Origin of the sequence: Micromonospora sp. SL1-18, from assembly GCF_047921505.1 — a bacterium.
Lineage (GTDB): Bacteria > Actinomycetota > Actinomycetes > Mycobacteriales > Micromonosporaceae > Micromonospora.
This window is the reverse complement of the sequence record NZ_JBLROA010000033.1, coordinates 13,755-37,126: the sequence shown is the minus strand read 5'-3', so window position 1 is coordinate 37,126 and position 23,372 is coordinate 13,755. Positions and strand designations below refer to the sequence as shown.

Here is a 23,372-nt window from a genome sequence, read left to right as displayed (position 1 = left end):
GGCGCCTCCGCCGCGCTGACCGGTGGCCTCCGCCGCGCGAAGGTGGGCCAGCAGCGGGCCCACAGCGACCGTGCGGTACGAAAGCAGGGTGACTGCCGCCGATCTGATGCTCCGCGCCCTGACCGCCGACGACCCGACGCCGTCGGCCGAGTGCCAGGCCGACCGCTGGTGCAGGAACGTCTACGAGCTGACCCACTCGGCGTGGTTCGCCGAGGGCAGCTACTGGATCGTGCTGAAGCCGCTGCGGGTCGTCCTGATCCTGCTGCTGGCGTTCGCCGCCCGCTGGGCGCTGCACCGGACGATCAACCGGCTGGTGCGGACCACCGCCGAGGGTGCGATGCCCACCCTGCTCAAGCCGCTGCGCGAGCGGCTCCCCAGCGCCGCGGTGGACCCGGAGCAGTTCGTGCCGGAGCGCCGGCGGCAGCGCGCCGAGGCGATCGGCTCCGTGCTGCGCAGCATGGTCACCGCGTTCATCTTCGGCATCGCGCTGCTGATGGTGCTGAAGGAGTTCAGCTTCGACCTGGCCCCGCTGCTGGCCAGCGCCGGCATCGCCGGCGTGGCGCTCGGCTTCGGCGCGCAGAGCCTGGTCAAGGACCTGATCGCCGGCCTGTTCATGCTGATCGAGGACCAGTACGGCGTCGGTGACACCGTCGACCTGGGCCAGGCGACCGGCGTGGTGGAGGCCGTGGGGCTGCGGGTCACCACCGTCCGCGACGGGCGCGGGGTGCTCTGGTACATCCGCAACGGCGAGATCGTCCGGGTCGGCAACAAGAGCCAGGGCTGGGCCATGGTGGTGGTGGACCTGCCGATCGGCTTCGCGAGCACCGAGGAGGCCACCGCGGTGCTGCGTACGGCGGCGGCCTCCCTGGTGATGGACCCCGAGGTGGCGCCGCAGATCGTCGAGGAGCCGGAGGTCCTCGGCGTCGAACAGATCACGGTGGACGGCGCGGTGATCCGTACGGTGGTCAAGACGACCGCCGCCGGTCAGTTCACGATCGGCCGCGAGCTACGCCGCCGGCTGGCGGAGGCGCTGGAGAACTCGGGCATCACCGCGCAGATCGCGGCGGCCCGGTGGTATCCGGGGATGTCGACCGGCAGCCCGGGTGAGACGGGTACCGGGGGGGCTACCTGAACCCCCATCGGTCCCCAGCAGAGGGGACGATTTCCGGGGTCGCGCGCCAGCCGACCCCTCGGGTATCGTCCGTTCGTTCAGTCGGAGATGCGACGATCAATCCGTTCGCCCTAGCCAGTTGTCGGACGATCGGGCAGAATCCGGTGAACACGCTCCTCGTGGGAGCGTGCTCGTGTCCTCGCTGATCCGTAGATCTGACGACGGTTCCCGGTAGGGCCATGACGAGTGGCCGGCCCTGGGGACGATGGAGGCGACGGTGCCCGACGAGCGATCCGCCCAGGAGGGCCCGGCCACTTTCCGTGACGTGTTCAGCCAGGCGGAGTTCCGCGCCCTCTTCACGGCCAACGTCCTGTCCTGGATCGGCGACTACCTCGCCAAGGCCGCGGTCACCGTGCTCGTCCTTCGGGAGACCCACTCGGTGGCGCTCTCCGCCGCCGCGTTCGCGGCCAGCTACCTGCCCTGGCTGATCGGCGGCCCACTACTCTCCGCACTCGCCGAACGGTACCGGTACCGGCAGGTCATGGTGGCCTGTGACCTGATCCGGATGGCGATGATGCTGCTGGTGGCCCTGCCCGGGATGCCACCCTGGGCCGTCCTCGCCCTGATCTTCACCGCCACGCTGGCCAATCCGCCGAGCCAGGCCGCCCGGTCCGCGCTGATGCCGCACATCCTCACCGGCGACCGACTGGTGGTGGGCCTGTCGCTCTCCACGAGTTCCGGCCAGGCCGCCCAGGTCGTCGGCTACCTGATCGGCGCGGGCATCGCCTCGGCCAGCCCCGCCATCGCACTGCTGATCAACGCGGCCACCTTCGCCGTGTCGGCGGCGCTGGTCCGCTTCGGGCTCCGCGACCGGCCGCCCACGATGACCGCCGCGCACCGCAGCCACCTGCTGCGGGAGACCGCCCAGGGCTTCCGGCTCGTGTTCGGTCGGCCGGTCCTGCGGGCCATCGCCGTGCTGGTGTTCAGCGCGATGGTCTTCTCGATCGTGCCGGAGGGGCTCGCCGCGGCGTGGGCCGCCCAGCGGAGCGGAAACCTGGGCACCGGCGTCGCCCAGGCGGTCATCATGGCCGCCAACCCGGTCGGCTTCATCCTCGGCGGCCTGCTGATCGGTCGGCTCTTCGCCCCGGCCCGCCGGCTGGCGCTGATCCGGCCGCTGGCGATCCTCGCTCCGGCGGTGCTGGTTCCCGCGCTACTCGACCCGCCGCCGCTCATGGTGGCCCTCCTCGCGGCCGCCTGCGGCTTCGCGGTGGGCGGGTTGATACCGATGGCCAACGGTCTCTTCGTCCGCGCTCTGCCGGAGGGCTACCGGGCCCGGGCGTTCGGCGTGATGGCCAGCGGCATGCAGATCATCCAGGGTGCGGCCGTCCTGGCCACCGGGGCGCTCGCCGAGCGGTTCACCATCCCCGTGGTGGTGGGCGCGTGGAGTGTCGCCGGGGTGATCCTGATGCTCGTGGCGGCGGCCGCCTGGCCGCATCCGCAGACGGTGGAGGCTGCCGTCGAGGCCGCCTCGGCCGCCGGCCACAACCCGCACTCGCCGATTCGGGCGGGCGCCCCCGCGGCCCACCCGTCGGTCGGCGAGCGGAGCCGGCAGGCGGTGACCTGAGTCCCTGCCGAGCGGTGGGCGGCGGCCGTACGCCGGCCGTACCTGGCAGGATGGAACGGTGAGTTCCTCAGGCGAGTCGATGACCCTCTTCGAGGCGATCGGCGGCGAGCCCGCCTTTCGCAAGCTGGTGGACGACTTCTACGCCGGCGTCGCCACCGACCCGCTGCTGCGGCCGATGTACCCGGAGGAGGACCTCGGCCCGGCGGCCGACCGGCTGACCCTCTTCCTCATGCAGTACTGGGGCGGCCCGCGCACCTACTCGGAGCAGCGCGGCCACCCCCGGCTGCGGATGCGGCACGCCCCGTTCCGGATCGGCGCGGCCGAGCGGGACGCCTGGCTGCACCACATGCGCCGGGCCGTGGAGCGGCTGGACCTTCCGCCGGAGATCGCCGCCGAGCTCTGGAACTACCTGGAGCGGGCCGCGTACTTCATGGTCAACGTCATGGAGGATCCCGCCGCCGGGGCCTGACGGCGATCGATCACGCGGCGCGGCCGGGGCCCGGAGCCCCGGCCGGCGCGGTCAGAGCAGGGCACCCTCGTCATGCAGCCAGTCCACGAAGGTGGTGGCCACGGCCGCACCGCAGTCGAGCATCTCGACCAGCAGCGCGTCGTGGGTGCCGGCGCCGAGCGGGACCTGGAGCTCCGCATAGATCGGGAGTTGTCCCCGCTCGGTCGGGTCGCCGATGTACGCCTTGCAGAACCGACGGGTGTGGTTCCACTCGTTGACCACCCGGTAGGCCCGGTCGACCCAGTCCGGCGGCACCGTCGCATGTGGACGAGCCCGCATCACCAGGATCTCGTCGTCCGGGCCCTCCAGGGCGACCAGCACCGCGTGCCGCTCCCACATGGCCAGCAGGTTGCCGTCGCCGTCGGCCAGGTAGCGCACGTCGAGCAGGTCGAGCGCGTCACGGACCCGACAGAGGGTGACCGGGGCGACGACGGCCGGCATGTCCGCGATCACGGACCGTTCGGCAGCCGGCGGATCGTCTTCCGGCCGACGGGGGGCCGGTGGTCCGACTTGGGCGGTTTCCTCCACTTTGATTCCGCTTCGAGTTTCAGGGTCGCCGCCAGCGGCGGAACTTGGGCGCCATGACCACCACGGCATCGCTCGCGCACCTCACTCCCCAGCGGATCCACTCGCCTACGGTGCGTTGGATCCGAGGATGGACGGTACCCGGACAGCCGAGTTGAGTCATCCCCCCAACTACCGCACCAGACCGGAGGAATGAGTTGGGGTCAGCCGTTCGGATGAGGGATGGCGGGCGTAAGGGCAAGCTCCGCGCCCTTCCGCGACCAGGCCCCTCCGTACGGTCCGATCAGACCGACCCATCGGCCGGCGACGCGTACCTGAACGTCCCCGCTGCCGAGGAAGCCCATCCGGACCAGGCCCTGGATCAACCGCTGCGGCACCTCCACCGGAACGTTCGGCGCGTCGTCCGGGGTGACCACCACGGCGACGTGGTCCAGCAGCGCGTCCCGCAGCGCGCGCTGCCCGACGGCTCGGCCCGCCACGCCGTGGGCGGCGGCCTCGCGCAGCGTCCCGGCCGCCGCGGCGGCGATCCGGCGTACGTCCTCGGCGGGCAGCGCCTCCACCGCCCGGCTCGTCGGCGGAGGCAGCGGCCAGCGCCACCCGTCGTCGCGGCGCCGGGGCAGCGCGGCCCGGCCGGCCGCCAACTCGGCCAGCAGTTCACCGGCGGTGACCGTGACGTCGCCCGGGGCGGTCCCGGTGACCGTACGGACCACGAGGACGCCCCACGGCAGCCTGGCCCAGAGGGCCGTACGCCCCGCCCCCGGGGCCGGCCGGAGCCGGACCAGGGCGGCCGGGTCCAGCCGGACCAGCCGGGCCAGGAAGGCACCGGCGTCGGCCGCCCCGTCCAGCCCGTGCCCGGTGGTCATGCCGGCAGCCCGAGCGCGTACTGGAGCAGGAAGGCGTGCTCCTCCGGGGTGACCCGGCGGGGCCGCTGCGCGACCAGGTCGTACGGCACCAGCACCGAACGGGCCCGGCTGGCGAGCACGTCACCGTCGTACAGCTCGTAGGCGATGCTGAACGACGCCGCCCGGATCTCCTCCACCCACAGATCGATCCGGACCGTCGGTGCCGCCTCCTCGGTGGCCCGGCCCAGCGCGTAGTCGACCGGGCGCAGGTAGTCGACCTCGTGCCGGCGGATGACCACCCCGTCGGCGAACGAGCCCAACCCCCGCGCCCGGGCGCCGGTGAACATCATCGCCACCCGCGCCTCCTCGTAGAGGGTGAGGAAACGCGCGTTGTTGACGTGGCCATACGCGTCCAGGTCGGACCAGCGCAGCGTGCAGTGATAGACGAAGCGGTCAGTCACGGGTGAGCTTGCGGTAGGTCACCCGGTGCGGGCGGGCCGCCTCCGCGCCGAGCCGGTCGATCTTGTTCTTCTCGTACGCCTCGAAGTTACCCTCGAACCAGAACCACTTCGCCGGGTTCTGGTCGTCGCCCTCCCAGGCCAGGATGTGCGTGGCGACCCGGTCCAGAAACATCCGGTCGTGGGAGATGACCACGGCGCAGCCGGGGAACTCCAGCAGCGCGTTCTCCAGGCTGCCGAGGGTCTCCACATCCAGGTCGTTGGTCGGCTCGTCGAGCAGGATCACGTTGCCGCCGATCTTCAGGGTCAGCGCCAGGTTGAGCCGGTTCCGCTCGCCACCGGAGAGCACCTTGGTCGGCTTCTGCTGGTCCGGCCCCTTGAACCCGAACGCCGCGATGTACGCCCGGGACGGCATCTCCACCTTGCCCACCAGGAGGTGGTCCAGCCCGTCGGAGACCGTCTCCCAGACCGTCTTGTCGCCGGCCAGGCCGGCCCGGCTCTGGTCGACGTACGACAGCGAGACCGTGTCGCCGACCTTGACCGAGCCGGTGGTCGGCTCCTCCAGCCCGACGATGGTCTTGAACAGGGTGGTCTTGCCGACGCCGTTCGGGCCGATCACGCCGACGATGCCGTTGCGCGGCAGCGAGAAGCCGAGGTCGTCGATCAGCACCCGGTCGCCGAAGGCCTTGACGAGGTGGTTGACCTCGATGACCGTGCTGCCCAGGCGCGGGCCCGGCGGGATCTGGATCTCCTCGAAGTCCAGCTTGCGGGTCTGCTCCGCCGCGGTGGCCATCTCCTCGTACCGGTCGAGCCGGGCCTTGGACTTGGTCTGCCGGGCCTTGGCGTTGGAGCGGACCCACTCCAGCTCGTCGTCGAGGCGCTTCTTCATCTTGGCGTCGCGGCGCCCCTCGACGGCCATCCGGGCCGCCTTCTTCTCCAGGTAGGTGGAGTAGTTGCCCTCGTAGCCGATGGCCCGGCCACGGTCCAGCTCCAGGATCCAGCCGGCCACGTTGTCGAGGAAGTACCGGTCGTGGGTGATCGCGATGACGGTGCCCGCGTACTTGGCCAGGTGCTGCTCCAGCCACTGCACGCTCTCCGCGTCCAGGTGGTTGGTGGGCTCGTCGAGCAGCAGCAGGTCGGGGGCCTCCAGCAGCAGCTTGCACAGCGCCACCCGGCGGCGCTCACCGCCGGAGAGCTTGGTGACGTCGGCGTCCGGCGGCGGGCAGCGCAGCGCGTCCATCGCCAGCTCGAGCTTGGAGTCGATGTCCCACGCGTCGGCGTTGTCCAGCTCCTCCTGGAGCCGGCCCATCTCCTCCATCAGCTCGTCGGAGTAGTCGGTGGCCATCTGCTCGGCGATCTTGTTGAACCGCTCCAGCTTGGCCTTGGTCTCGGCGACCGCCTCCTCGACATTGCCGAGGACGGTCTTGGCGTCGTTCAGCGGCGGTTCCTGCGCGAGCATGCCGACGGTGTAACCGGGCATCAGCCGGGCCTCGCCGTTGCTCGGCTGGTCCCACCCTGCCATGATCTTGAGGAGGCTGGACTTACCGGCGCCATTCGGGCCGACCACACCGATCTTGGCCCCCGGCAGGAAGTTCAGCGTCACGTTGTCGAGCACGACCTTGTCGCCGTGCGCCTTGCGCGCCTTTTCCAGGACGTAGATGAACTGGGCCACGGTGCGGGCTACCTCCGTCGATTGCGATCGCGAGCTTGCGGCGCGCGGGCGCGGGCTGCGACTTCCGCCCGCCGCCGCCGGCCAGGAGCCGGCCGCGCGCACGCCAACGTCAATCCTGACAGGTACGCCCCGCTGCGCCCACATCACCCCGCCGCAGCGGTACGCCCGCGCCGCGACAGACCTCGACTGTTGGCAAGATCACGTTTTCGATTCGGCTGGCGTGGGACGGGTACGTGACTCCGGCACGGGGGAACAGACGCCGCAGCTACGCTCAGTACGCTCATCGCGGTGGACCCGTCAGCACCCGGAGGTGGCCGATCGTGACCGTCCGTAGCTCCTTTGTCGTAGTGGCGAACCGCCTACCGGTCGACGAGGTGAGCACACCCGAGGGACGGCAGTGGCGGCGCAGCCCCGGGGGGCTGGTCACCGCGCTGCACCCCGTCCTCGCCGAGCACCAGGGCACCTGGGTCGGCTGGGCCGGCGGCACGGGCGCCGCCCCGGAGCCCTTCGACATGGAGGGGATCCACCTGCACCCGGTGCCGCTGAGCGCCGAGGAGCTGGAGCGCTACTACGAGGGGCAGTCCAACGCGACGATCTGGCCGCTCTACCACGACGCGGTCGAGACGCCGGCGTACAAGCGCCGGTGGCGGGAGGCGTACCGACTGGTCAACGCCCGGTTCGCGGAGGCCGCGGCGGACGTCGCGGCCGAGGGCGCGACGGTCTGGGTGCAGGACTACCAGCTCCAGCTCGTGCCGGCGATGCTCCGCGAGCTGCGCCCGGACCTGCGGATCGGGTTCTTCCTGCACATCCCGTTCCCGCCGATCGAGCTGTTCATGCAGATGCCGTTCCGCACCGAGATCCTGCGCGGCCTGCTCGGCGCCGATCTGGTCGGTTTCCAGCAGCGACTGGCGGCGCAGAACTTCGTCCGGCTCGCCCGGCACCTGCTCGGGCTGCGCTACGAGGGGCAGATGATCCAGGTCGACGGCCGGCGGGTCAAGGCCGGCGCGTTTCCCATCTCCATCGACACGAAGGAGATGGAGCGGATGGCCACCGACCCGGCGATCCAGGCCCGGGCCAAGCAGATCCGCGAGGAGTTGGGCAACCCGAGGACGATCATCCTGGGCGTCGACCGGCTCGACTACACCAAGGGCATCGAGCTCCGGCTGAAGGCCTTCCGCGAACTCCTCGCTGACGGAAAGTTGACAGTTCCCGACGCGGTTATGGTGCAGGTCGCCACGCCGAGCCGCGAGCGCGTCGAGCACTACCAGGCACTACGGGTGAAGGTAGAACGCGAGGTTGGCCGGATTAACGGTGAATTCGGACGAGTGGGCGTGCCGGCAGTGCATTATCTGCATCAGTCGTACAGTCGCTCCGAACTCGCCGCGATGTACGTCGCGGCAGACGTGATGATTGTGACCCCGCTGCGAGACGGAATGAATCTGGTGGCCAAGGAGTACGTCGCATCGCGCGCCGACCAGGGCGGCGCGCTCGTGCTCAGTGAGTTTGCCGGCGCCGCCACAGAGCTGCGCCAGGCATTTTTGTGTAACCCACACGACCCCGACGCGGTCAAGGACGCGCTGCTGCGCGCCGTGCACGTCGAGAGACCGGAGGCTCGTAGGCGCATGCGGATAATGCAGCGCCACCTGCGCACCCACGACGTGGGGCACTGGGCCACGTCGTTCCTGACCGAACTCGGCGTGCCCGAGGCGGAGGCCGCGTGAACCCCACCGCCACCTCGCACGCCGGCGTGCTGGATCCCGAGCTGCGCGCCGCCATCGGTCGGATCGCCCGCGTACCGCAGCTTCTGGTCGCCTGCGACTACGACGGCACTCTCGCGCCGATCGTCGAGGACCCGAGCAAGGCCGTACCGCTGCCCGAGTCGGTGGCCGCGATCCGCGCACTGGCGTCGATGCCGCAGACCACCGTCGCGGTGGTCTCCGGGCGCGCGCTGCGCGACCTGGCCGCGCTCTCCCGCCTGCCCAGCGAGGTCCACCTCGTCGGCAGCCACGGCTCCGAATTCGACATCGGCTTCGTCGAGCGGCTCTCCCCCGAGCTGATCGCGGTGCGCACCCGGCTGCGCGACGCGCTGCGCGAGATCGCCGCGGCCCACCCGGGCCTACGCCTCGAGCGCAAGCCGGCCAGCGTCGCCGTGCACACCCGCGGGGTCGACCCGCAGGTCGCCGCCGCGGCCATCGAGGCGGTCCGCAACGGCCCGGCCACCTGGGCGGACGTGACCGTCACCCAGGGCAAGGAGGTCATTGAGCTGTCGGTGGTGGCCACCCACAAGGGCACCGCGGTCGACCAACTCCGGACCCAGCTCGCGGCGAGCGCCGTGCTCTTCATCGGCGACGACGTCACCGACGAGAACGCCTTCGGCAACCTGCAGGGCCCGGACGTCGGCATCAAGATCGGCCCCGGGGACACCCAGGCCGACTACCGGGTGGCCGAGCCGATCGAGGCGGCCCGGGCGCTGGGCCTGCTCCTGGAGACCCGCCGGCACTGGCTCTTCGGCGAGCGGGCGGTGCCGATCGAGCGGCACTCGATGCTGGCCAACGGGCGGACGGTCGCGCTGGTCAGCCCGGAAGCCAAGATCACCTGGCTCTGCCACCCGAAGCCGGACTCGGCGGCGATCTTCGCCGACCTGGTCGGCGGCAGCCCGGCCGGGCACTTCACCGTCGGCCGCGAGCGCGGCGGCCTCCCGCTCGGCCAGCGCTACCGCAGCGGCACGATGACCGTGGAGACCCGCTGGTCGGGCCTGACCGTCACCGACTGGCTGGACCTGCCGGCCAAGGAGACCACCCCGGACGGCCCGGCGGTCGTCACCGGCGACTCGGCGCTGGTCCGGCTCATCAGCGGCACCGGCCGGGCCCGGATCGACTTCGCTCCGCGCCCCGAGTTCGGTCAGGTCGCGGTGCAGCTCCAGCCGATCGACGACGGCCTGCTGGTGCTCGGCTCCAACGAGCCGATGGCGCTCTACTCACCCGGCGTGGAGTGGGACGTCACCAGCGACGGGGTGAACGAGACGGCGAAGGCCGTGGTGGACCTCTCCGCGGTGGGCGGGCAGGTGGTGCTGGAGCTGCGCTTCGGCACGCAGAGCCTGGAGCACCACCGGGTGCCGGTCCACGAACGGCAGGCCGCCGCCGAGCAGCCCTGGCGGGACTGGGTGGCCGGGTTACGGCTGCCCACAACGGCCCGCGACCTGGTCGCCCGCAGCGCGCTCACCCTGCGCGGGCTCTGCCACGAGGCCACCGGATCGATCCTCGCCGCGGCGACCACCTCGCTCCCCGAGGAGCTGGGCGGCGTACGGAACTGGGACTACCGCTACTGCTGGCTGCGGGACGCGGCGATGACCGCCCGGGCGCTGGTCGACCTCGGTTCGACCGAGGAGGCCGAGGCGCTGCTGCGCTGGATCGACGGGGTCGTCGAGCGCACCGGCGGGCACCCGGAGCGGCTGCACCCGCTCTACACCGTCGACGGGTACGAGCTGGGCGCCGAGGCGGTCATCGACACCCTGCCCGGGTACGCCGGCTCCCGGCCGGTCCGGGTCGGCAACCTCGCCAACCACCAGCTGCAGCTGGACGTCTTCGGCCCGGTCGCGGACCTGATCGCCGCGGTGGCGGACGCACGCGGCTCGGTCCGTGACGACGAGTGGCGGGTGCTGGAGAACATGGTCGAGGCGGTACGCCGCCGCTGGCACGAGCCCGACCACGGCATCTGGGAGGCGCGCCTCCCGCCCCGGCACCACGTCTTCTCCAAGGTCATGTTGTGGATGACGGTCGACCGGGCGCTGCACGTGGTGCGGCAGCACGGCAACGAGGACCGGCCGGAGTGGGTGGAGCTGCGCGACCGCATCGGCGCCAACGTGCTGGAGTACGGCTGGCATGAGGAGGCCGAGGCGTACAGCGTCGCGTACGGGCACGAGGACATGGACGCGTCGTCGCTCTGGATCGGCCTGTCCGGGCTGCTCCCGGGCGACGACCCGCGCTTCCTGTCGACCGTGCTCAAGATCGAGGCGGACCTGCGCAGCGGCCCGGTCGTCTACCGGTACCACTGGGACGACGGCCTGCCCGGCCGGGAGGGCGGCTTCCACATCTGCACGGCGTGGCTGGTCGAGGCGTACCTGCGCACCGGCCGGCGTACCGACGCGGAGGAGCTGTTCGTCCAGATGATCGACACGGCGGGCCCGACCGGGCTGCTCCCCGAGCAGTACGACCCGCTCGCCGAGCGCGGCCTGGGCAACCATCCGCAGGCGTACAGCCACCTGGGCCTCATCCGCTGCGCCCTGCTGCTGGACAACATGCTCAAGCAGTGACGCGCCAGCAACGACGGCGGCCCGGGACCCACGTCCCGGGCCGCCGCCGCACTTTCCGCCCCACTGCCCACCCCCGTCGGGTTGATCATGAAGTTGTTGTCGCCCGCCCCGCGTGTCGCGAATGATCACCCGGGCGGGGTGGGGAGGGTGGTCACCACGTTGCCGATCACCACGATGGCGGGTGGACGGAGAGCGGCGGCGGCCACGTCGGCGGCCACCGCGCCCAGGGTCGAGCGGAGGACGCGCTGGGCGGCGGTGGTGCCTTCCTGGACCACGGCCACCGGGGTGTCCGGCGGGCGGCCGTGGGCAATCAGGGTCGCGCTGATCGCGGCGAGGTTCTTCAGGCCCATCAGGATGACGAGGGTGCCGCGCAGGCCGGCGAGGGCCTCCCAGCGAACCAGCGAGGCCGGCGAGTCGGGCGCGACGTGCCCGGAGACCACCGTGAACTCGTGCGCCACCGCCCGGTGGGTGACCGGCACACCGGCCACGGCGGGTACGGCGATCGCGCTGGTCACCCCGGGGACCACGGTCACCGGCACGCCCGCCTCCGCGCAGGCCAGCAGCTCCTCGCCGCCCCGGCCGAAGACGTACGGGTCGCCGCCCTTGAGCCGCACCACGGCCTTGCCGGCCAGGGCCCGCTCCACCAGGATCCGGTTGATCTCCTCCTGAGCCCGGGACGGCCCGTACGGGATCTTCGAGGCGTCCACCAGCTCGACGTCGGGGCGCAGCTCGTCGAGCAGCAGCCCGGGCACGAGGCGGTCGGCGACGACCACATCGGCCTCGGCGAGCAGTCGCCACCCCTTCACGGTGATCAGCTCCGGGTCGCCCGGTCCCGCCCCGACCAGCGCCACCCGTCCGGCCGTGTTAACAAGGGGCCCCTGCTCTACCGGAGGCGTTAACAAGGGGCCCTTCCTTGCACCCAGCAGGTCGCGGATGGCGTCGCGGACGGTCATCGCGCGGCGGGGGTCGCCGCCGCCGAGCACGGCGACGGTGACCGGGCCGTGCCGGGTGACCGCCGGGGTCCACGCGGTGGCCGCGTCGCGGTCGTCGGCGCGTACGCAGAAGATCCGGCGCTCGGCGGCCGCGGCGCTGACCTCGGCCGCGGCGGCCCGGTCGTCAACGGCCACCTGAACCAGCCAGGCGCCGTCCAGGTCGGCAGGGACGAAGCGACGCGGCTCCCAGCGCAGCCGGCCGGCGTCGACGTGGTTCCGCAGCGCCGGGGTCAGCTCCGGCGCGACCAGCAGCACGTCCGCCCCGGCGTCGAGCAGCGCTGGCACCCGCCGGGTGGCCACCGCTCCCCCGCCCACCACGACCACCCGCCGGCCGGACAGCCGGAGCCCGAGAGGATACGGATTCGCCGTCACTTCTCGGCCACGCCAGCCGAGTCGAAGGTGGCCACCTCGTGCAACACCCGGACCGCGCCGGTGACGACCGGAAGGGCGAGCAGGGTGCCGGTCCCCTCGCCGAGGCGCAGCCCGAGGTCGATCAGCGGGTCGAGGCCGAGGTGGCGCAGCGCGGCGGTGGCGCCCGGTTCGGCGGAGCGGTGCCCGGCCACCATCGCCCCGACCGCGTCCGGCGCGAACGCGGCGGCGGCCAGCGCGCCGCTGACCGCGATCACCCCGTCCAGCAGCACCGGCACCCGGCGGGCGGCGGCGCCCAGGACCAGCCCGGCCAGCGCCGCGTGCTCCAGGCCGCCGACCGCGGCCAGCACGCCGAGCGGGTCGGCCGGGTCGGGCGCGTGCCGGTCGAGCGCGGCCCGTACGACGCCGACCTTCCGCCGGTACGTCTCGTCGTCCACCCCGGTGCCCCGCCCGGTCGCCTCGGCCGGGTCGACCCTGGTGAACGCGGCGACCAGCGCGGCGGCCGGGGTGGTGTTGCCGATGCCCATGTCCCCGGTCAGCAGGATGCCCGCCCCGCCGTCGACCAACTCCCCGGCGACCCGGATGCCGACCTCCACCGCCGCTCGGGCCTCGTCCCGGGTGAGCGCGGCGGTGACCGTCATGTCGCGCGTGCCGGCCCGAATGTTGGCCCGGATCAGGCGGGGGCCGGCCGGGTCGACGAGGGCCGCCGGGTCGACCGGGAAGTCGACGTGGGCCGCGGAGTCGGCCGGGAAGTCGACGTGGGCCGCGGAGCCGACCGGGAAGTCGACGACGGCCGCCGGGTCGACCGGGAGCGGGGTGGCCACCCCGACGTCGACCACGGTGACCGAGGCGCCGGCCTGCCGGGCGAACGCGTTGACGACCGCGCCGCCGGCCAGGAAGTTGCCGATCATCTGGGCGGTGACCTCCTGCGGCCAGGGTGTCACGCCCTGGGCGTGCACGCCGTGGTCGCCGGCGAAGATGGCCACCGCGGCCGGCTCGGGCAGCGGCGGGGGGCAGTCCCCGGCCAGCCCGGCGAGCCGTACGGAGAGGGGCTCCAGGGCGCCGAGGGAGCCGGCGGGCTTGGTCAGCCGGCCCTGGAGCTCGCGGGCCGCCGCCATGGCGGTCTCGTCCAGCGGCCGGATCGCCGCCACGGTGGACTCCAACATCACGCCTCCAGGATCTCCGCCAGCACGTCGACAAATGCGTCGGTCGTCGCCGGATCGCGCACCGCGATCCGCAGCCAGTCCGGGCCCAGCCCGGGGAAGGTGTCGCCGCGGCGTACCGCCCAGCCGCGCTCGCGCAGCCGCTCCCGGACGGCGGCGGCACCGGGCCGGTGGACCAGCACGAACGCGCTGGCCGGGCGGCCGACGACGCGTACGCCGGGCAGGCCGGACAGGCGGGCCACCAGGTGCTCGCGGTCGGCGGCGAGTTCGGCGGCGATGGCGCGCTCGGCGGCGACGGCGGCCGGGGACGCGCACGCGGTGGCGGCGGCGAGCGCCGGGGTGGAGACCGCCCACAGCGGCTGGGCGGCGGCGAACCGGGCGAGCAGTGGCGCGTCGCCGAGCAGGTAGCCGATTCGCAGCCCGGCCAGCCCCCAGGTCTTGGTGAGGCTGCGGACCACCACGAGGCCGGGCAGGTCGCGGCGGGCCGCCAGGGACTCGGGCTCGCCGGCCACGCCGGGGGCGAGCGTGGTGTCGGCGAACGCCTCGTCGACCACGAGCACGCGGCCGGGGCGGGCCAGCGCGGCGAGCGCTGCGGCCGGGTGCAGCACGGAGGTGGGGTTGGTGGGGTTGCCGACCAGCACCAGGTCGGCGTCGGCGGGTACCCGGGCCGGGTCGAGCCGGAAGTCGTCGGCCGGGTCGAGCAGCACCCGCTCGACCGCGTGCCCGGCGGCCCGCAGCGCGGCCTCCGGCTCGGTGAACTGCGGGTGCACCACGACCGGCCGCCGGGCGTCGCGCAGCGCCCGGGCGATCAGCACGAAGCCCTCGGCCGCGCCGGCGGTGAGGAGCACCTCTTCCGGGGGACGCCCGTGCCGGGCGGCGACGGCGGCGCGGGCCGGGCCGGGATCCGGGTACGCGGCCAGCTCGCCCAGGGCCGCGGTCAGCGGGTCGGCCAGCCAGTCGGGCATCGGGGCGCGGCGGACGTTGACCGCGAGGTCGACCAGCCCGGGGGTCGCCTCGGCGTCCCCGTGGTGCCCGAGGTCGGGCTCGGCGGGCGTGACCTCGGCCGGCGTTCCGGTCGCGGCCGGCGTTCCGGTCGGCTGAGCACGCATGCCCGCGATCCTGCCGGGAAGCTGCCACCGGGGACAGCGGATCCCAGCGTGGGTCGCGTCACCACGGCCCAATCCGATCGTCCGTTTATGAATTCTTCTCATTTCCGAATCGGAAATGTCATAGCTTGACCTTGTGAGCAATCGACCCCTTGCTTCCACTGGTCGTGCCGTTCCCCTCCTCCGCGCCGGGCTGATCGCCGGCATCGTGGTCGCCGCCGCGGCGTACCCGCTCGCCGCCCTCACCGGCCTCGGTGCCAAGGCCACCGCGCACGCAGTGGAGCAGAAGACGAACATCCTGAAGACCGCGCTACCCGCCGAGACCTCGTACCTCTACGCGCCGGACGGCAAGACCGTGTTGACGATGTTCTACGAGGAGTACCGGAAGTACACCAAGATCCAGGACATGTCGCCGAACATCCAACAGGCGATCGTCGCCGCCGAGGACAACCGCTTCTACCAGCACCGCGGCGTCGACCCGAAGGGCGTGGCCCGCGCCTTCGTGGCCAACTCGCGTTCCGGCGGCGTGTCCCAGGGCGCCTCCACACTGACCATGCAGTACGTCCGGATGGCCCTGCGGGACAGCGCGAAGACGCCGAAGGAGGTCCAGGAGGCCACCCAGCAGACCAGCCTGCGCAAGGTCAAGGAGATGCGCATGGCGCTGGACATCGAGAAGGAGCTCAGCAAGGAACAGATCCTGGAGCGCTACCTGAACTCGGCCTACTTCGGCCACCGCGCGTACGGGATCTACGCGGCGTCGCAGATCTTCTTCTCCAAGACCCCGGACACGCTCACCCCGGTCGAGGCGGCCACCCTCGCCGGCCTGGTCAAGTCCCCATCGGAGTACGACCCCTTCACCTCCGACCAGAAGGACGCCACCGCCCGGCGCAACTACGTGCTCGACAACATGGCCCACCTCGGCTACATGCCGCCCGACGCCGTCGCCAAGGCGAAGGCCGAGCCGATCCAGCTGAAGTTGACCAACCCGCCGAACGACTGCGCCTCACTGCTGGAGAAGTACCGGGCGACCTGGGGCTTCTACTGCGACTACCTGAAGAACTGGTGGAGCACCCAGCCGGCGTTCGGGGAGAACCGGCTGGAACGGATGGACAAGCTGCGCCGGGGCGGCTACCGGATCGTGCTCGCCCTCGACCCGAAGATCCAGGAGGCGGCGGAGAAGAACGTGGGCGCCAAGGACGGCACGGGCAGCGCGTTCGCCAACGGCGTCGTGGTCGCCGAGCCGGGCACCGGACGGATCAAGGCCATGGCGGTGAACCGGACCTACTCGCTCAACCTGGCCGACAACCCGAACAGCTCCAACCCGGAGGCCGGCCCGAACGTCAAGGCGAACTATCCGAACACGGTCGCGCCGTTGCTCGGCGGGGGCACGCTCCCCGGGTACCAGGCCGGATCGACGTTCAAGATGTTCACGATGCTCGCCGCGCTCAACTCCGGGACGAAGCTCTCCGACACCATCAACTCGCCGTTCAAGTACCAGTCGGCCATCTACGACGGGTGGGCCCCGGTCAACGCCAGCGGCGCGATGACGGGCGTGCAGACCATGTGGTCCGGCTTCGGCAAGTCGGTGAACACCTTCTTCGTCCAACTCGAGGAGAAGATCGGCGCGGAGAAGGCGGTGCGCCTGGCCGAGCAGCTCGGGCTGCGCTGGCGTACCGACGTGGACCGCGACCACGCCGCGCCGGACAAGGCGCACAAGTGGGGCGCGTTCACCCTGGGCGTCTCCGACGCCACCCCATTGGAGGTGGCGAACGCGTACGCCGCGGTCGCGGCCGAGGGTCGGTACTGCGAGGCGATCCCGGTGCTCTCGATCCTGAACCGGGACGGCACGCCGGCCATGTACAAGACGGCCGGCGGGGTGGAGCGGGAGGTCGCCAAGCCGCGGTGCCGGCAGGTGGTCAGCGCCGACGCGGCCCGGGCCGCCACCGACGCCGCCCGCTGCCCGACCGGTGACACCCCGGCCAAGGGCGGCTGCGGCGGCTGGTCCACCGCCGACAGCGTCCGGGGTACGGTGGGCCGCCCGGTCGCCGGCAAGACGGGTACCACGGACAACACCCGGTCCGCCTGGTTCGCCGGCTACACCCCGGACCTGGCCGCGGCAAGCTTCATCGCCGATCCGGACAACCCGTTCAACGCGGTGGGTGACGGGCTGTCCCAGGTGCCCATCGACGCGGTGGCGATGACCCTGCGCGACGCGCTCAAGGACAAGCCCGTCCGCCAGTTCAGCCCACCGTCCGACCAGATCGTCGGCTGAATGCACGACGACTCCGGCTCGGCGCGTCTCGCGCCGCGCCCCGACCCGGAGCCGTCGCCGGACCGCCCGGGGGTGCGCCCGGGCTAGTTGATCAAGAGGTTTGCGGCCGACGCCGCGAACCTCTTGATCGCCTTCGCGGGCTCCGCGGAGACCGCCACGGGCTCAGCGGAGGTCGGCCGCCGCGACCAGCCGGGCCGCGCGCGTGGCCGTACCCGCCCGAACCGACACGCGATGGCCGCCGGCCGGCCGGTTCCGGCCCGCCCCAGGTCAGCGGCTCCGCTCGGACGGGTAGCCTTTCCTGACGTGTACCGGTTCCTGCTGACCCCGCGCTGGCTGGGCTATCTCGCGCTGACCCTGGTCGCCGCCGCGGTGATGGTATTCCTCGGCAACTGGCAGCTGGACCGCTACAACGGCCGCACCGCGATCAACGAGCGGATCGACGCCGGCACCACCATGGCCCCCGCGCCGCTGCGCGACGCCCTGCCGGCTCCGACGGGCGGGCCCGGCAGCACCGGTCCGGCCCCGGCCGAGCGGGTCACCTGGACCAGAGCCACCGCCACCGGCCGGTACGACACCGCCAACGTCGTCCTGGTCCGCGGCCGGACGGCCGACAGCGAGGTGGGCTTCGAGGTGCTCACCCCGCTGGTCCTCGCCGACGGCACCGCCGTGCTGGTCGACCGGGGCTGGATCCCACCCGTTCCGGGCGGCGGCGCCACCGCCCAGCCGCCGGTGCCCGCCGCGCCGGCCGGCGACGTGACGGTCACCGGCCGCGTGGTGTCCAGCGAGAGCGGCGGCGGCACGGTCGACCGGCGGAACGGCAAGCTGGAGACCCGGCGGATCAGCGTCCCTCGCATCGCCGGCCACCTGCCGTATCCGGTCGCCGGCGGCTACCTGCTGCTCGACCAGCAGACGCCCGCCGCCGACCCGGCGTTCCAGGCGGTCCCGATCGGGCACGCCAACAACTGGCAGAACTTCGGGTACGTGGTGCAGTGGTGGCTCTTCGCCGGCATGAGCCTCTTCGGCTACGCCTGGGTGGCGCGCCGGGAGGCGCGGCGCGCGGCCGGCCTGGACAAACCGCGTACGCCCGTCGACCGGGCCGCCGAACCGGCCTCCAGCGCCTCGACCTGACCGCCCCGGCCCGGCCGCGGCGGGCTGTTCGGCGGGCACCCGGGGCACCGGGATCACGGGTAGGGTCCGGCCATGATCAGCAACCGTGAGGGGTCCCGGTGACCTCTGATCCCGCGATGCCTCCGCCGCCCCCGGAGCCGCCGACCCAGGCGTACCCGGCGTACGACCCGGGGGCCGCCATGCCGCCCGTCGCGCCGCCCACCGAGCGGTTCCCGGTGCCGCCCGCCGTCACGCCGCCGCCCGCCGTCACGCCGCCACCCGCCGTCACGCCGCCGCCCGCCGTCACGCCGCCGCCCACCGAGCGGTTCCCGGTGCCACCAGCCGTCGCGCCGCCACCCGCCATCGCGCCACCCACCACGGCGCAGTTCTCCGCACCGCCGGCGTTCTCCGCACCGCCGGCGCCGCAGTACGGGGTACCGGTGGCCTGGCCGGGGCCGCACCCGCCGGTGGGACCGCTGCCGCCCGCCACCCAGTCCGTGGTGGCCGTGCAGATCGGCGAGATCATGGTGACGCCACCGGTGATCCGTACGCCCGCCGGCGTGCTGCCGCTCGCCGGCGCCTCCTGGCACGTGATGGATCACTGGCAGAAGGAGGAGAAGGTGGCGACCTGGGCCCTCGTCTGCGCCATCGTCGGCTTCTTCTGCCTCACCGTGTTCAGCCTGCTCTTCCTGCTGATCAAGGAGACCAGGCACCACGGGACCGTGCAGGTGACGGTGACCAGCGGCGGCCACCAGTACGTGGCCCGCATCCCGGTGGTCGACCAGTTCCAGGTGCAGCAGATCAACAACCAGGTCAACTACGCCCGCTCGTTGTCGGTCGGCTGACCGCCGCGGCGTCGGAGGCGGCCCGTACACCGCCTCCGGCGCGCCGCCGACTCACCCGGTGGGCCGGCCGGCATGAACGGCGCGTACGGCGTCGATGGTGTCGGCCTCGGCTGCGGTCTTGTCGTCCCGGTAGCGCACCACTCGGGCGAAGCGCAGCGCCACGCCGCCCGGGTAGCGGCTGCTCGTCTGCACCCCGTCGAACGCGATCTCGACCACCTGCTCGGGGCGGACCCGGACCACCCAGTCGCCCTTCTCCACGGCCAGGCCGAGAAACCGCTCGGTCTGCCAGCGCAGCAACTCGTCGCTGAGCCCCTTGAACGTCTTGCCCAGCATGACGAACTCGCCGGTACGGGGATCGCGGGCGCCGAGGTGCAGGTTGGAGAGCCAACCCTGCCGCCGGCCGCTACCCCACTCGACGGCCAGCACGACCAGGTCGAGGGTGTGCCGGGGCTTGACCTTGACCCAGCCCGAGCCGCGCCGGCCGGCCTCGTAGGGGGCGGCCGGATCCTTCACCACCACCCCCTCCTGGCCGGCATCGATCGCCGCCGCGAAGGCGGCCGCGGCCCGTTCCGGGCCGTCCACCTCCACCCGCCCGACCAGCAGCGTCGGGTCGACCGCGCCGGCCAGCGCGGCCCACCGCTCCCGGCCGGGCAGGTCGATCAGATCCGTGCCGTCGAGGTGCAGCAGGTCGAAGAAGTACGGCGTCAGCACCGTCTCGCCGGCCCGCTCGGCGGCGGCGAGCACCGCGGGCGCCACCGGCGTGCCACCGGTGGTGCTGGGGGTGGTGCGCCGGGCCGCCCGGCTGGAGGTCTCCTGGAAGGGCAGCGGGCGGCCGGTGGCGTCCAGCCCGATCGCCTCGCCGTCGAGCACCAGCTCCCGGGCGGGCAGGGCGCGGACGGCGGCCACCACCTCGGGCAGCCGGGCGGTGATGTCGTCCAGGCTGCGGCTGAAGACCGCGATGTCCTGGCCGGACCGGTGCACCTGGATCCGGATGCCGTCGAGCTTCACGTCGACCACCGCCGGCACACCGGTGGCGGTGAGCGCCTCGTCGACCGTCGGGGCGCTCTGCGCCAGCATCGGCGCCAGCGGGCGGCCCACCTGGAGGCCGAACCCGGCCAGCGCCGCCGCGCCGCCGGAGAGCGCCGCCACCGCCACCGCCCGCAAATCGCCGGCGAGTAGCAGAGCCCGCCGGACCGCCGCCACCGGCACCTCGGCGGCCCGGGCCACGGCGTCGGTGAGCAGGCCGGCCTGGGCACCCTGGCGCAGCTCGCCACGGAACAGGCCGACCAGCAGCCGCTGCTCGTCGGCGGTGGCCGCGGCGAAGAGCCGGTGCAGCAGCTCGCGGCGGCGGGCCTGGGATCCGGCGCCGCGTACCGCGGCGATCTCGTCGACGGCCGCGTCGACGCCGGCGACGGTCAGCGTCGGTTCGGCGGCCGGCGGCGGCAGCTCGCGCAGGCTGGCCCAGCCCACGCCGGTCTGCCGCTGGCGCAGCTCGCCGGCGAGGTAGCCGGCACCTGCCGGGACCTCGGCCGGGTCGAGCGACCGCAGCGCGGCGGCGAGCAGCTCCACCTTGGCCCGCCGGCCGCTGGTGGCGCCCACCGCGGCGGAGGTGGCCGCCAGGTCGAGGAACCGCACGGATTCCATCCTGCCAGCCACCCCCGACGCGGCGGCGCATCCCGGCCGAGCGACGGATCCCGCGCGCCGCCCGGCCGGCTGCCGCCCGACCGGTCCCGCGGCCGGCTGCCGACCCGCTCCGGGTCGCGGCACTCCGCGGTGCCCCGGCGGGTGGTCCACTCGGGGTGCCGCATCCCGCGGTGTCCAGACGAACGGGAGAGTCAACCTGCCGCATCCCGAGTCGATCACCACAGGCGCTGCCAGAGGAGGCCGGACGCGGTCAGGCCGAGACCGGTTCCTCGATCCGCAGGCCGCGCGCGCGGACCTCGTCGGCGACCCGGGTGAGCAGCGTGTCGAGCGCGACCAGCGCGGCGGAGAGCTCGCCGAGCTGGTCCTTGAGCATGTCCTCGGGCCACGCGGAGACGTCGACGTCTCCCAGCGCGCTGACGGCGGCCTGGAGCCGCACCATCTCGTCATTCGTACGCATGTTCGAAAGGCTATAACACCCCTACGCCCGACACACCGGAAACTCCGACATCGGCGCCGAAGTTACGGTTTCGACACCCTCACTCCGGCTTCGCGCCCGCCCCGGCGACCTTGGCCAGCAGCAGCGCCTCGGCCAGGCAGACCCGGGCGAACTCGCCCAGGTGCAGGCTCTCGTTCGGACCGTGCGCCCGGGCGTGCGGGTCCTCCACGCCGGTCACCAGGATCGCCGCCTGCGGGAACATCTCCTGGAAGGTGGCGATGAACGGGATCGAGCCGCCCACCCCGATGTCGACCGGTTCGGTGCCCTCCCAGGCACCCTGGAAGGCCGCCCGCGCCGCCGCGAACATCGGCCCGGTGGCGTCGATGACGCAGGGGAAGCCGTCGTGCTCGAAGGTCACCGTCACCTGCGCGCCCCACGGCGCGTGCTTCTCCAGGTGGGTGGTCAACGCGGCGTACGCCTTCTTCGGGTCGTCGCCCGGCGCCAGCCGTACGCTCAGCTTCGCCTTCGCCGACGGGACGAGCGCGTTCGGCGCCTCGGCGGTGGCCGGGGCGTCGATGCCGAGCACCGCGAGGGCCGGCTTGTTCCAGAGCCGGTCGGTGATCCGGCCGGTGCCGAAGAGTTCGCCCCCGTCGACCAGCCCCGCCTCGGCGCGGAACCGGTCCTCGGGGTAGTCGACGGTCGCGCCCTCCCGGCCGACCAGCCCCTCGACCACCACGTCACCGGCATCGTCGTGCAGCGTGGCGAGCAGCTTGACCAGCGCGGTGAGCGCGTCCGGCACGGCACCGCCGAACATGCCGCTGTGCACGGCGTGGTCGAGGGTGCGAACCTCCACGAAGCAGTTGACGATGCCGCGCAGCGAGGTGGTCAGCGCGGGGACGCCGACATCCCAGTTGGTCGAGTCGGCGATCACGATGACGTCCGAGGCCAGCTCGTCGCGGTGCTCGGCGAGCAGCCGCTCCAGCGAGTCCGAGCCGTACTCCTCCTCGCCCTCGATGAAGAGGACCACGCCGACCGGGAGCCGGTCACCGAACGCGCGCAGCGCGGCGACGTGCGCCATGATGCCGGCCTTGTCGTCGGCGGCGCCCCGGCCGTAGAGGCGGCCGTCCCGCTCCACCGGCTCGAACGGGTCGGACTCCCACCGCGTCAGGTCGCCGACCGGCTGGACGTCATGGTGGGCGTACATCAGGACGGTGGGCGCGCCGGGCGGGGCCGGCTTCCTTCCGATCACCGCCGGCTGCCCACCGGAGCGCACGATCTTCGTGTCGAGGCCGCAGCCGCGCAGCAGCTCCGCCACCGCCTCGGCGGAGCGCTCCAGGTGCGAGTGGTCAAAGCCGTCGAAGGCGATGCCGGGGATACGGACGAGGCGTTCCAGGTCGGCACGGACTCCGGGCAGCTCACGCTCGACGGCGGCCCGCACCTCGGACTCGGACATGATCGGTGTGGTCATGACCGGCATCGTATGCCGGCCTTACCGCAGGCCAGTCCCGAGGCCGCCCCCGCCGCCCCGGTCGCCGGGGTGCGCACCCGGCTCGCCGGGACGTCCGGCCCGCCGGTCAGCGGCGGCGGACGTAGTCATGGTCGGGGTCATGGGGCAGGGTGGCGGCGCCGTCGACCACGAGGTCCGCCACGGCCTCGGTGTCGTCGACCGCGAAGTGCGCCCGCTCCCCGGCGTGCCAGCGGCGCAGCTCGGGCAGGATCTCGGCGCCGTCGCGGGCGAGCGCCCGGGACAGCCGCAGCTCCGCCGGCGCGGTGACGAAGACAGACAGGGTCAGCTCCGGCCGGATCGCGGCGCGGGCACTGCTCACCCCCTCCACGATCAGCACCGGCCCGGCCGGCACCGGCACCTCCCGGTCCAGGAAGCTGCGCCGCACCCAGCTGTACCGGCGATACGCGCCGGGCTGGCCCGCACGTACCGGCCCGAGTACCCACCGCTCCAGCCGAGGCCAGAAGGTGAGCTGGTCGTCCCAGCCGTCCAACAGATCGTCGGTACTGATCACCGGTGGCCGGTCGCCGCCGGGCAGCGCCGCGAAGGCGTCCGCGAGGCGGGCCGCGAAGACGCTCTTGCCCGCGCCGCTCGGCCCGTCGACCGCCACCAGTCGGGTACGCCCCAACCGCGCCGGGCCGGCGAGCACCCGCCGGGCCGCGTCGGCGTACGCCTCGACCACCGCCATCGTCACCGTCACCGCACAGACGCTAGCGCCGACCGCCGGCGTCCATCCCCCCCCACCTGCTTCATCGGTCGCCGCGTGAGCGTGCCGACCCGAGGGCGCAGTTTCACGGAACCTGTGGCCTGCGGGTGCCGCGAGGGGCCACTTTCCGGGAAAGTGTGGCCTGACCATGCCCAGCGGGCGTGGCCGGCGCGGCG

18 protein-coding genes and 1 pseudogene are annotated in these 23,372 nt (G+C 73.1%); 8 read left to right on the top strand and 11 right to left on the bottom strand.

What is annotated here, in order from left to right; all coding sequences use genetic code 11:
* The first annotated feature begins 106 nt into the window (after positions 1-106).
* From ACNAW0_RS17615 to ACNAW0_RS17605, 3 genes are all read left to right on the top strand, one after another.
* A complete protein-coding gene (locus ACNAW0_RS17615) occupies positions 107-1,132 on the top strand; it encodes a mechanosensitive ion channel family protein (RefSeq protein ID WP_416289004.1) in 1,026 nt (341 codons plus the stop codon).
* Positions 1,133-1,376: 244 nt separating this feature from the next.
* Complete coding sequence (locus ACNAW0_RS17610; protein ID WP_416288967.1) at positions 1,377-2,735, top strand: MFS transporter; 1,359 nt, start codon at positions 1,377-1,379, stop codon at positions 2,733-2,735.
* Positions 2,736-2,814: 79 nt separating this feature from the next.
* Positions 2,815-3,204 (top strand): globin, encoded by a 390-nt coding sequence (locus ACNAW0_RS17605; protein WP_416289003.1) that lies wholly within the window; start codon positions 2,815-2,817, stop codon positions 3,202-3,204.
* 51 nt (positions 3,205-3,255) lie between these two features.
* Here ACNAW0_RS17605 and ACNAW0_RS17600 read toward each other — a convergent pair whose 3' ends face one another.
* From ACNAW0_RS17600 to ettA, 4 genes are all read right to left on the bottom strand, one after another.
* Positions 3,256-3,840, bottom strand: a complete 585-nt coding sequence (locus ACNAW0_RS17600) for a YbjN domain-containing protein (RefSeq protein ID WP_416288966.1) — start codon at positions 3,838-3,840, stop codon at positions 3,256-3,258.
* Between the two features lie 131 nt (positions 3,841-3,971).
* On the bottom strand, positions 3,972-4,631 hold the full coding sequence (locus ACNAW0_RS17595; RefSeq protein WP_416288965.1) for a hypothetical protein: 660 nt from the start codon (positions 4,629-4,631) through the stop codon (positions 3,972-3,974).
* Positions 4,628-5,071 (bottom strand): acyl-CoA thioesterase, encoded by a 444-nt coding sequence (locus ACNAW0_RS17590; protein ID WP_416288964.1) that lies wholly within the window; start codon positions 5,069-5,071, stop codon positions 4,628-4,630. Before ACNAW0_RS17590 ends, ACNAW0_RS17595 begins: the two co-directional genes overlap by 4 nt.
* Positions 5,064-6,740: an energy-dependent translational throttle protein EttA gene (ettA, locus tag ACNAW0_RS17585; protein ID WP_416288963.1), complete on the bottom strand. Its 1,677-nt coding sequence runs from the start codon at positions 6,738-6,740 to the stop codon at positions 5,064-5,066. The genes ACNAW0_RS17590 and ettA overlap by 8 nt, the downstream gene beginning before the upstream one ends.
* Before the next feature lie 320 nt (positions 6,741-7,060).
* Between ettA and ACNAW0_RS17580 the strand changes: the two genes are divergently transcribed.
* Together ACNAW0_RS17580 and otsB are read left to right on the top strand one after the other, a co-directional pair.
* The gene (locus ACNAW0_RS17580; protein ID WP_416288962.1) at positions 7,061-8,461 is read left to right on the top strand and encodes an alpha,alpha-trehalose-phosphate synthase (UDP-forming); all 1,401 of its coding nucleotides are present in this window, start codon (positions 7,061-7,063) and stop codon (positions 8,459-8,461) included.
* The gene (otsB, locus tag ACNAW0_RS17575) at positions 8,458-11,052 is read left to right on the top strand and encodes a trehalose-phosphatase (protein ID WP_416288961.1); all 2,595 of its coding nucleotides are present in this window, start codon (positions 8,458-8,460) and stop codon (positions 11,050-11,052) included. The genes ACNAW0_RS17580 and otsB overlap by 4 nt, the downstream gene beginning before the upstream one ends.
* A 125-nt stretch (positions 11,053-11,177) precedes the next feature.
* Here otsB and cobA read toward each other — a convergent pair whose 3' ends face one another.
* The 3 genes from cobA to cobC are packed head-to-tail and all read right to left on the bottom strand — an operon-like array spanning position 11,178 to position 14,685.
* Positions 11,178-12,416, bottom strand: a complete 1,239-nt coding sequence (cobA, locus tag ACNAW0_RS17570) for a uroporphyrinogen-III C-methyltransferase (RefSeq protein WP_416288960.1) — start codon at positions 12,414-12,416, stop codon at positions 11,178-11,180.
* Entirely contained in the window at positions 12,413-13,579 is a 1,167-nt protein-coding gene (locus ACNAW0_RS17565; protein ID WP_416288959.1) for a nicotinate-nucleotide--dimethylbenzimidazole phosphoribosyltransferase, read from the bottom strand. Before ACNAW0_RS17565 ends, cobA begins: the two co-directional genes overlap by 4 nt.
* On the bottom strand, positions 13,579-14,685 hold the full coding sequence (gene cobC, locus ACNAW0_RS17560; protein ID WP_416288958.1) for an Rv2231c family pyridoxal phosphate-dependent protein CobC: 1,107 nt from the start codon (positions 14,683-14,685) through the stop codon (positions 13,579-13,581). The genes ACNAW0_RS17565 and cobC overlap by 1 nt, the downstream gene beginning before the upstream one ends.
* Before the next feature lie 133 nt (positions 14,686-14,818).
* On the opposite strand from cobC, the gene ACNAW0_RS17555 reads away from it, so the two are divergent.
* The 3 genes from ACNAW0_RS17555 (at position 14,819) to ACNAW0_RS17545 (ending at position 18,906) form a co-directional block, all read left to right on the top strand.
* On the top strand, positions 14,819-16,954 hold the full coding sequence (locus ACNAW0_RS17555) for a transglycosylase domain-containing protein (RefSeq protein ID WP_416288957.1): 2,136 nt from the start codon (positions 14,819-14,821) through the stop codon (positions 16,952-16,954).
* Positions 16,955-17,257: 303 nt separating this feature from the next.
* Positions 17,258-18,082, top strand: coding sequence for an SURF1 family protein (locus ACNAW0_RS17550; RefSeq protein ID WP_416288956.1), 825 nt, complete (start codon positions 17,258-17,260; stop codon positions 18,080-18,082).
* Between the two features lie 98 nt (positions 18,083-18,180).
* Positions 18,181-18,906: a hypothetical protein gene (locus ACNAW0_RS17545; RefSeq protein ID WP_416288955.1), complete on the top strand. Its 726-nt coding sequence runs from the start codon at positions 18,181-18,183 to the stop codon at positions 18,904-18,906.
* Between the two features lie 51 nt (positions 18,907-18,957).
* Here ACNAW0_RS17545 and ACNAW0_RS17540 read toward each other — a convergent pair whose 3' ends face one another.
* The 4 genes and pseudogenes from ACNAW0_RS17540 to ACNAW0_RS17525 all read right to left on the bottom strand — a co-directional run bounded on the left by ACNAW0_RS17540 (position 18,958) and on the right by ACNAW0_RS17525 (position 23,178).
* On the bottom strand, positions 18,958-20,550 hold the full coding sequence (locus tag ACNAW0_RS17540; RefSeq protein ID WP_416288954.1) for an ATP-dependent DNA ligase: 1,593 nt from the start codon (positions 20,548-20,550) through the stop codon (positions 18,958-18,960).
* 250 nt (positions 20,551-20,800) lie between these two features.
* The gene (locus ACNAW0_RS17535; RefSeq protein ID WP_416288953.1) at positions 20,801-21,007 is read right to left on the bottom strand and encodes a hypothetical protein; all 207 of its coding nucleotides are present in this window, start codon (positions 21,005-21,007) and stop codon (positions 20,801-20,803) included.
* A gap of 79 nt (positions 21,008-21,086) precedes the next feature.
* Entirely contained in the window at positions 21,087-22,439 is a 1,353-nt protein-coding gene (locus ACNAW0_RS17530) for a dipeptidase (protein ID WP_416289002.1), read from the bottom strand.
* Positions 22,402-23,178: pseudogene (locus tag ACNAW0_RS17525) on the bottom strand (uridine kinase family protein). The gene ACNAW0_RS17530 and the pseudogene ACNAW0_RS17525 overlap by 38 nt, the downstream one beginning before the upstream one ends.
* Positions 23,179-23,372: the final 194 nt, after the last annotated feature.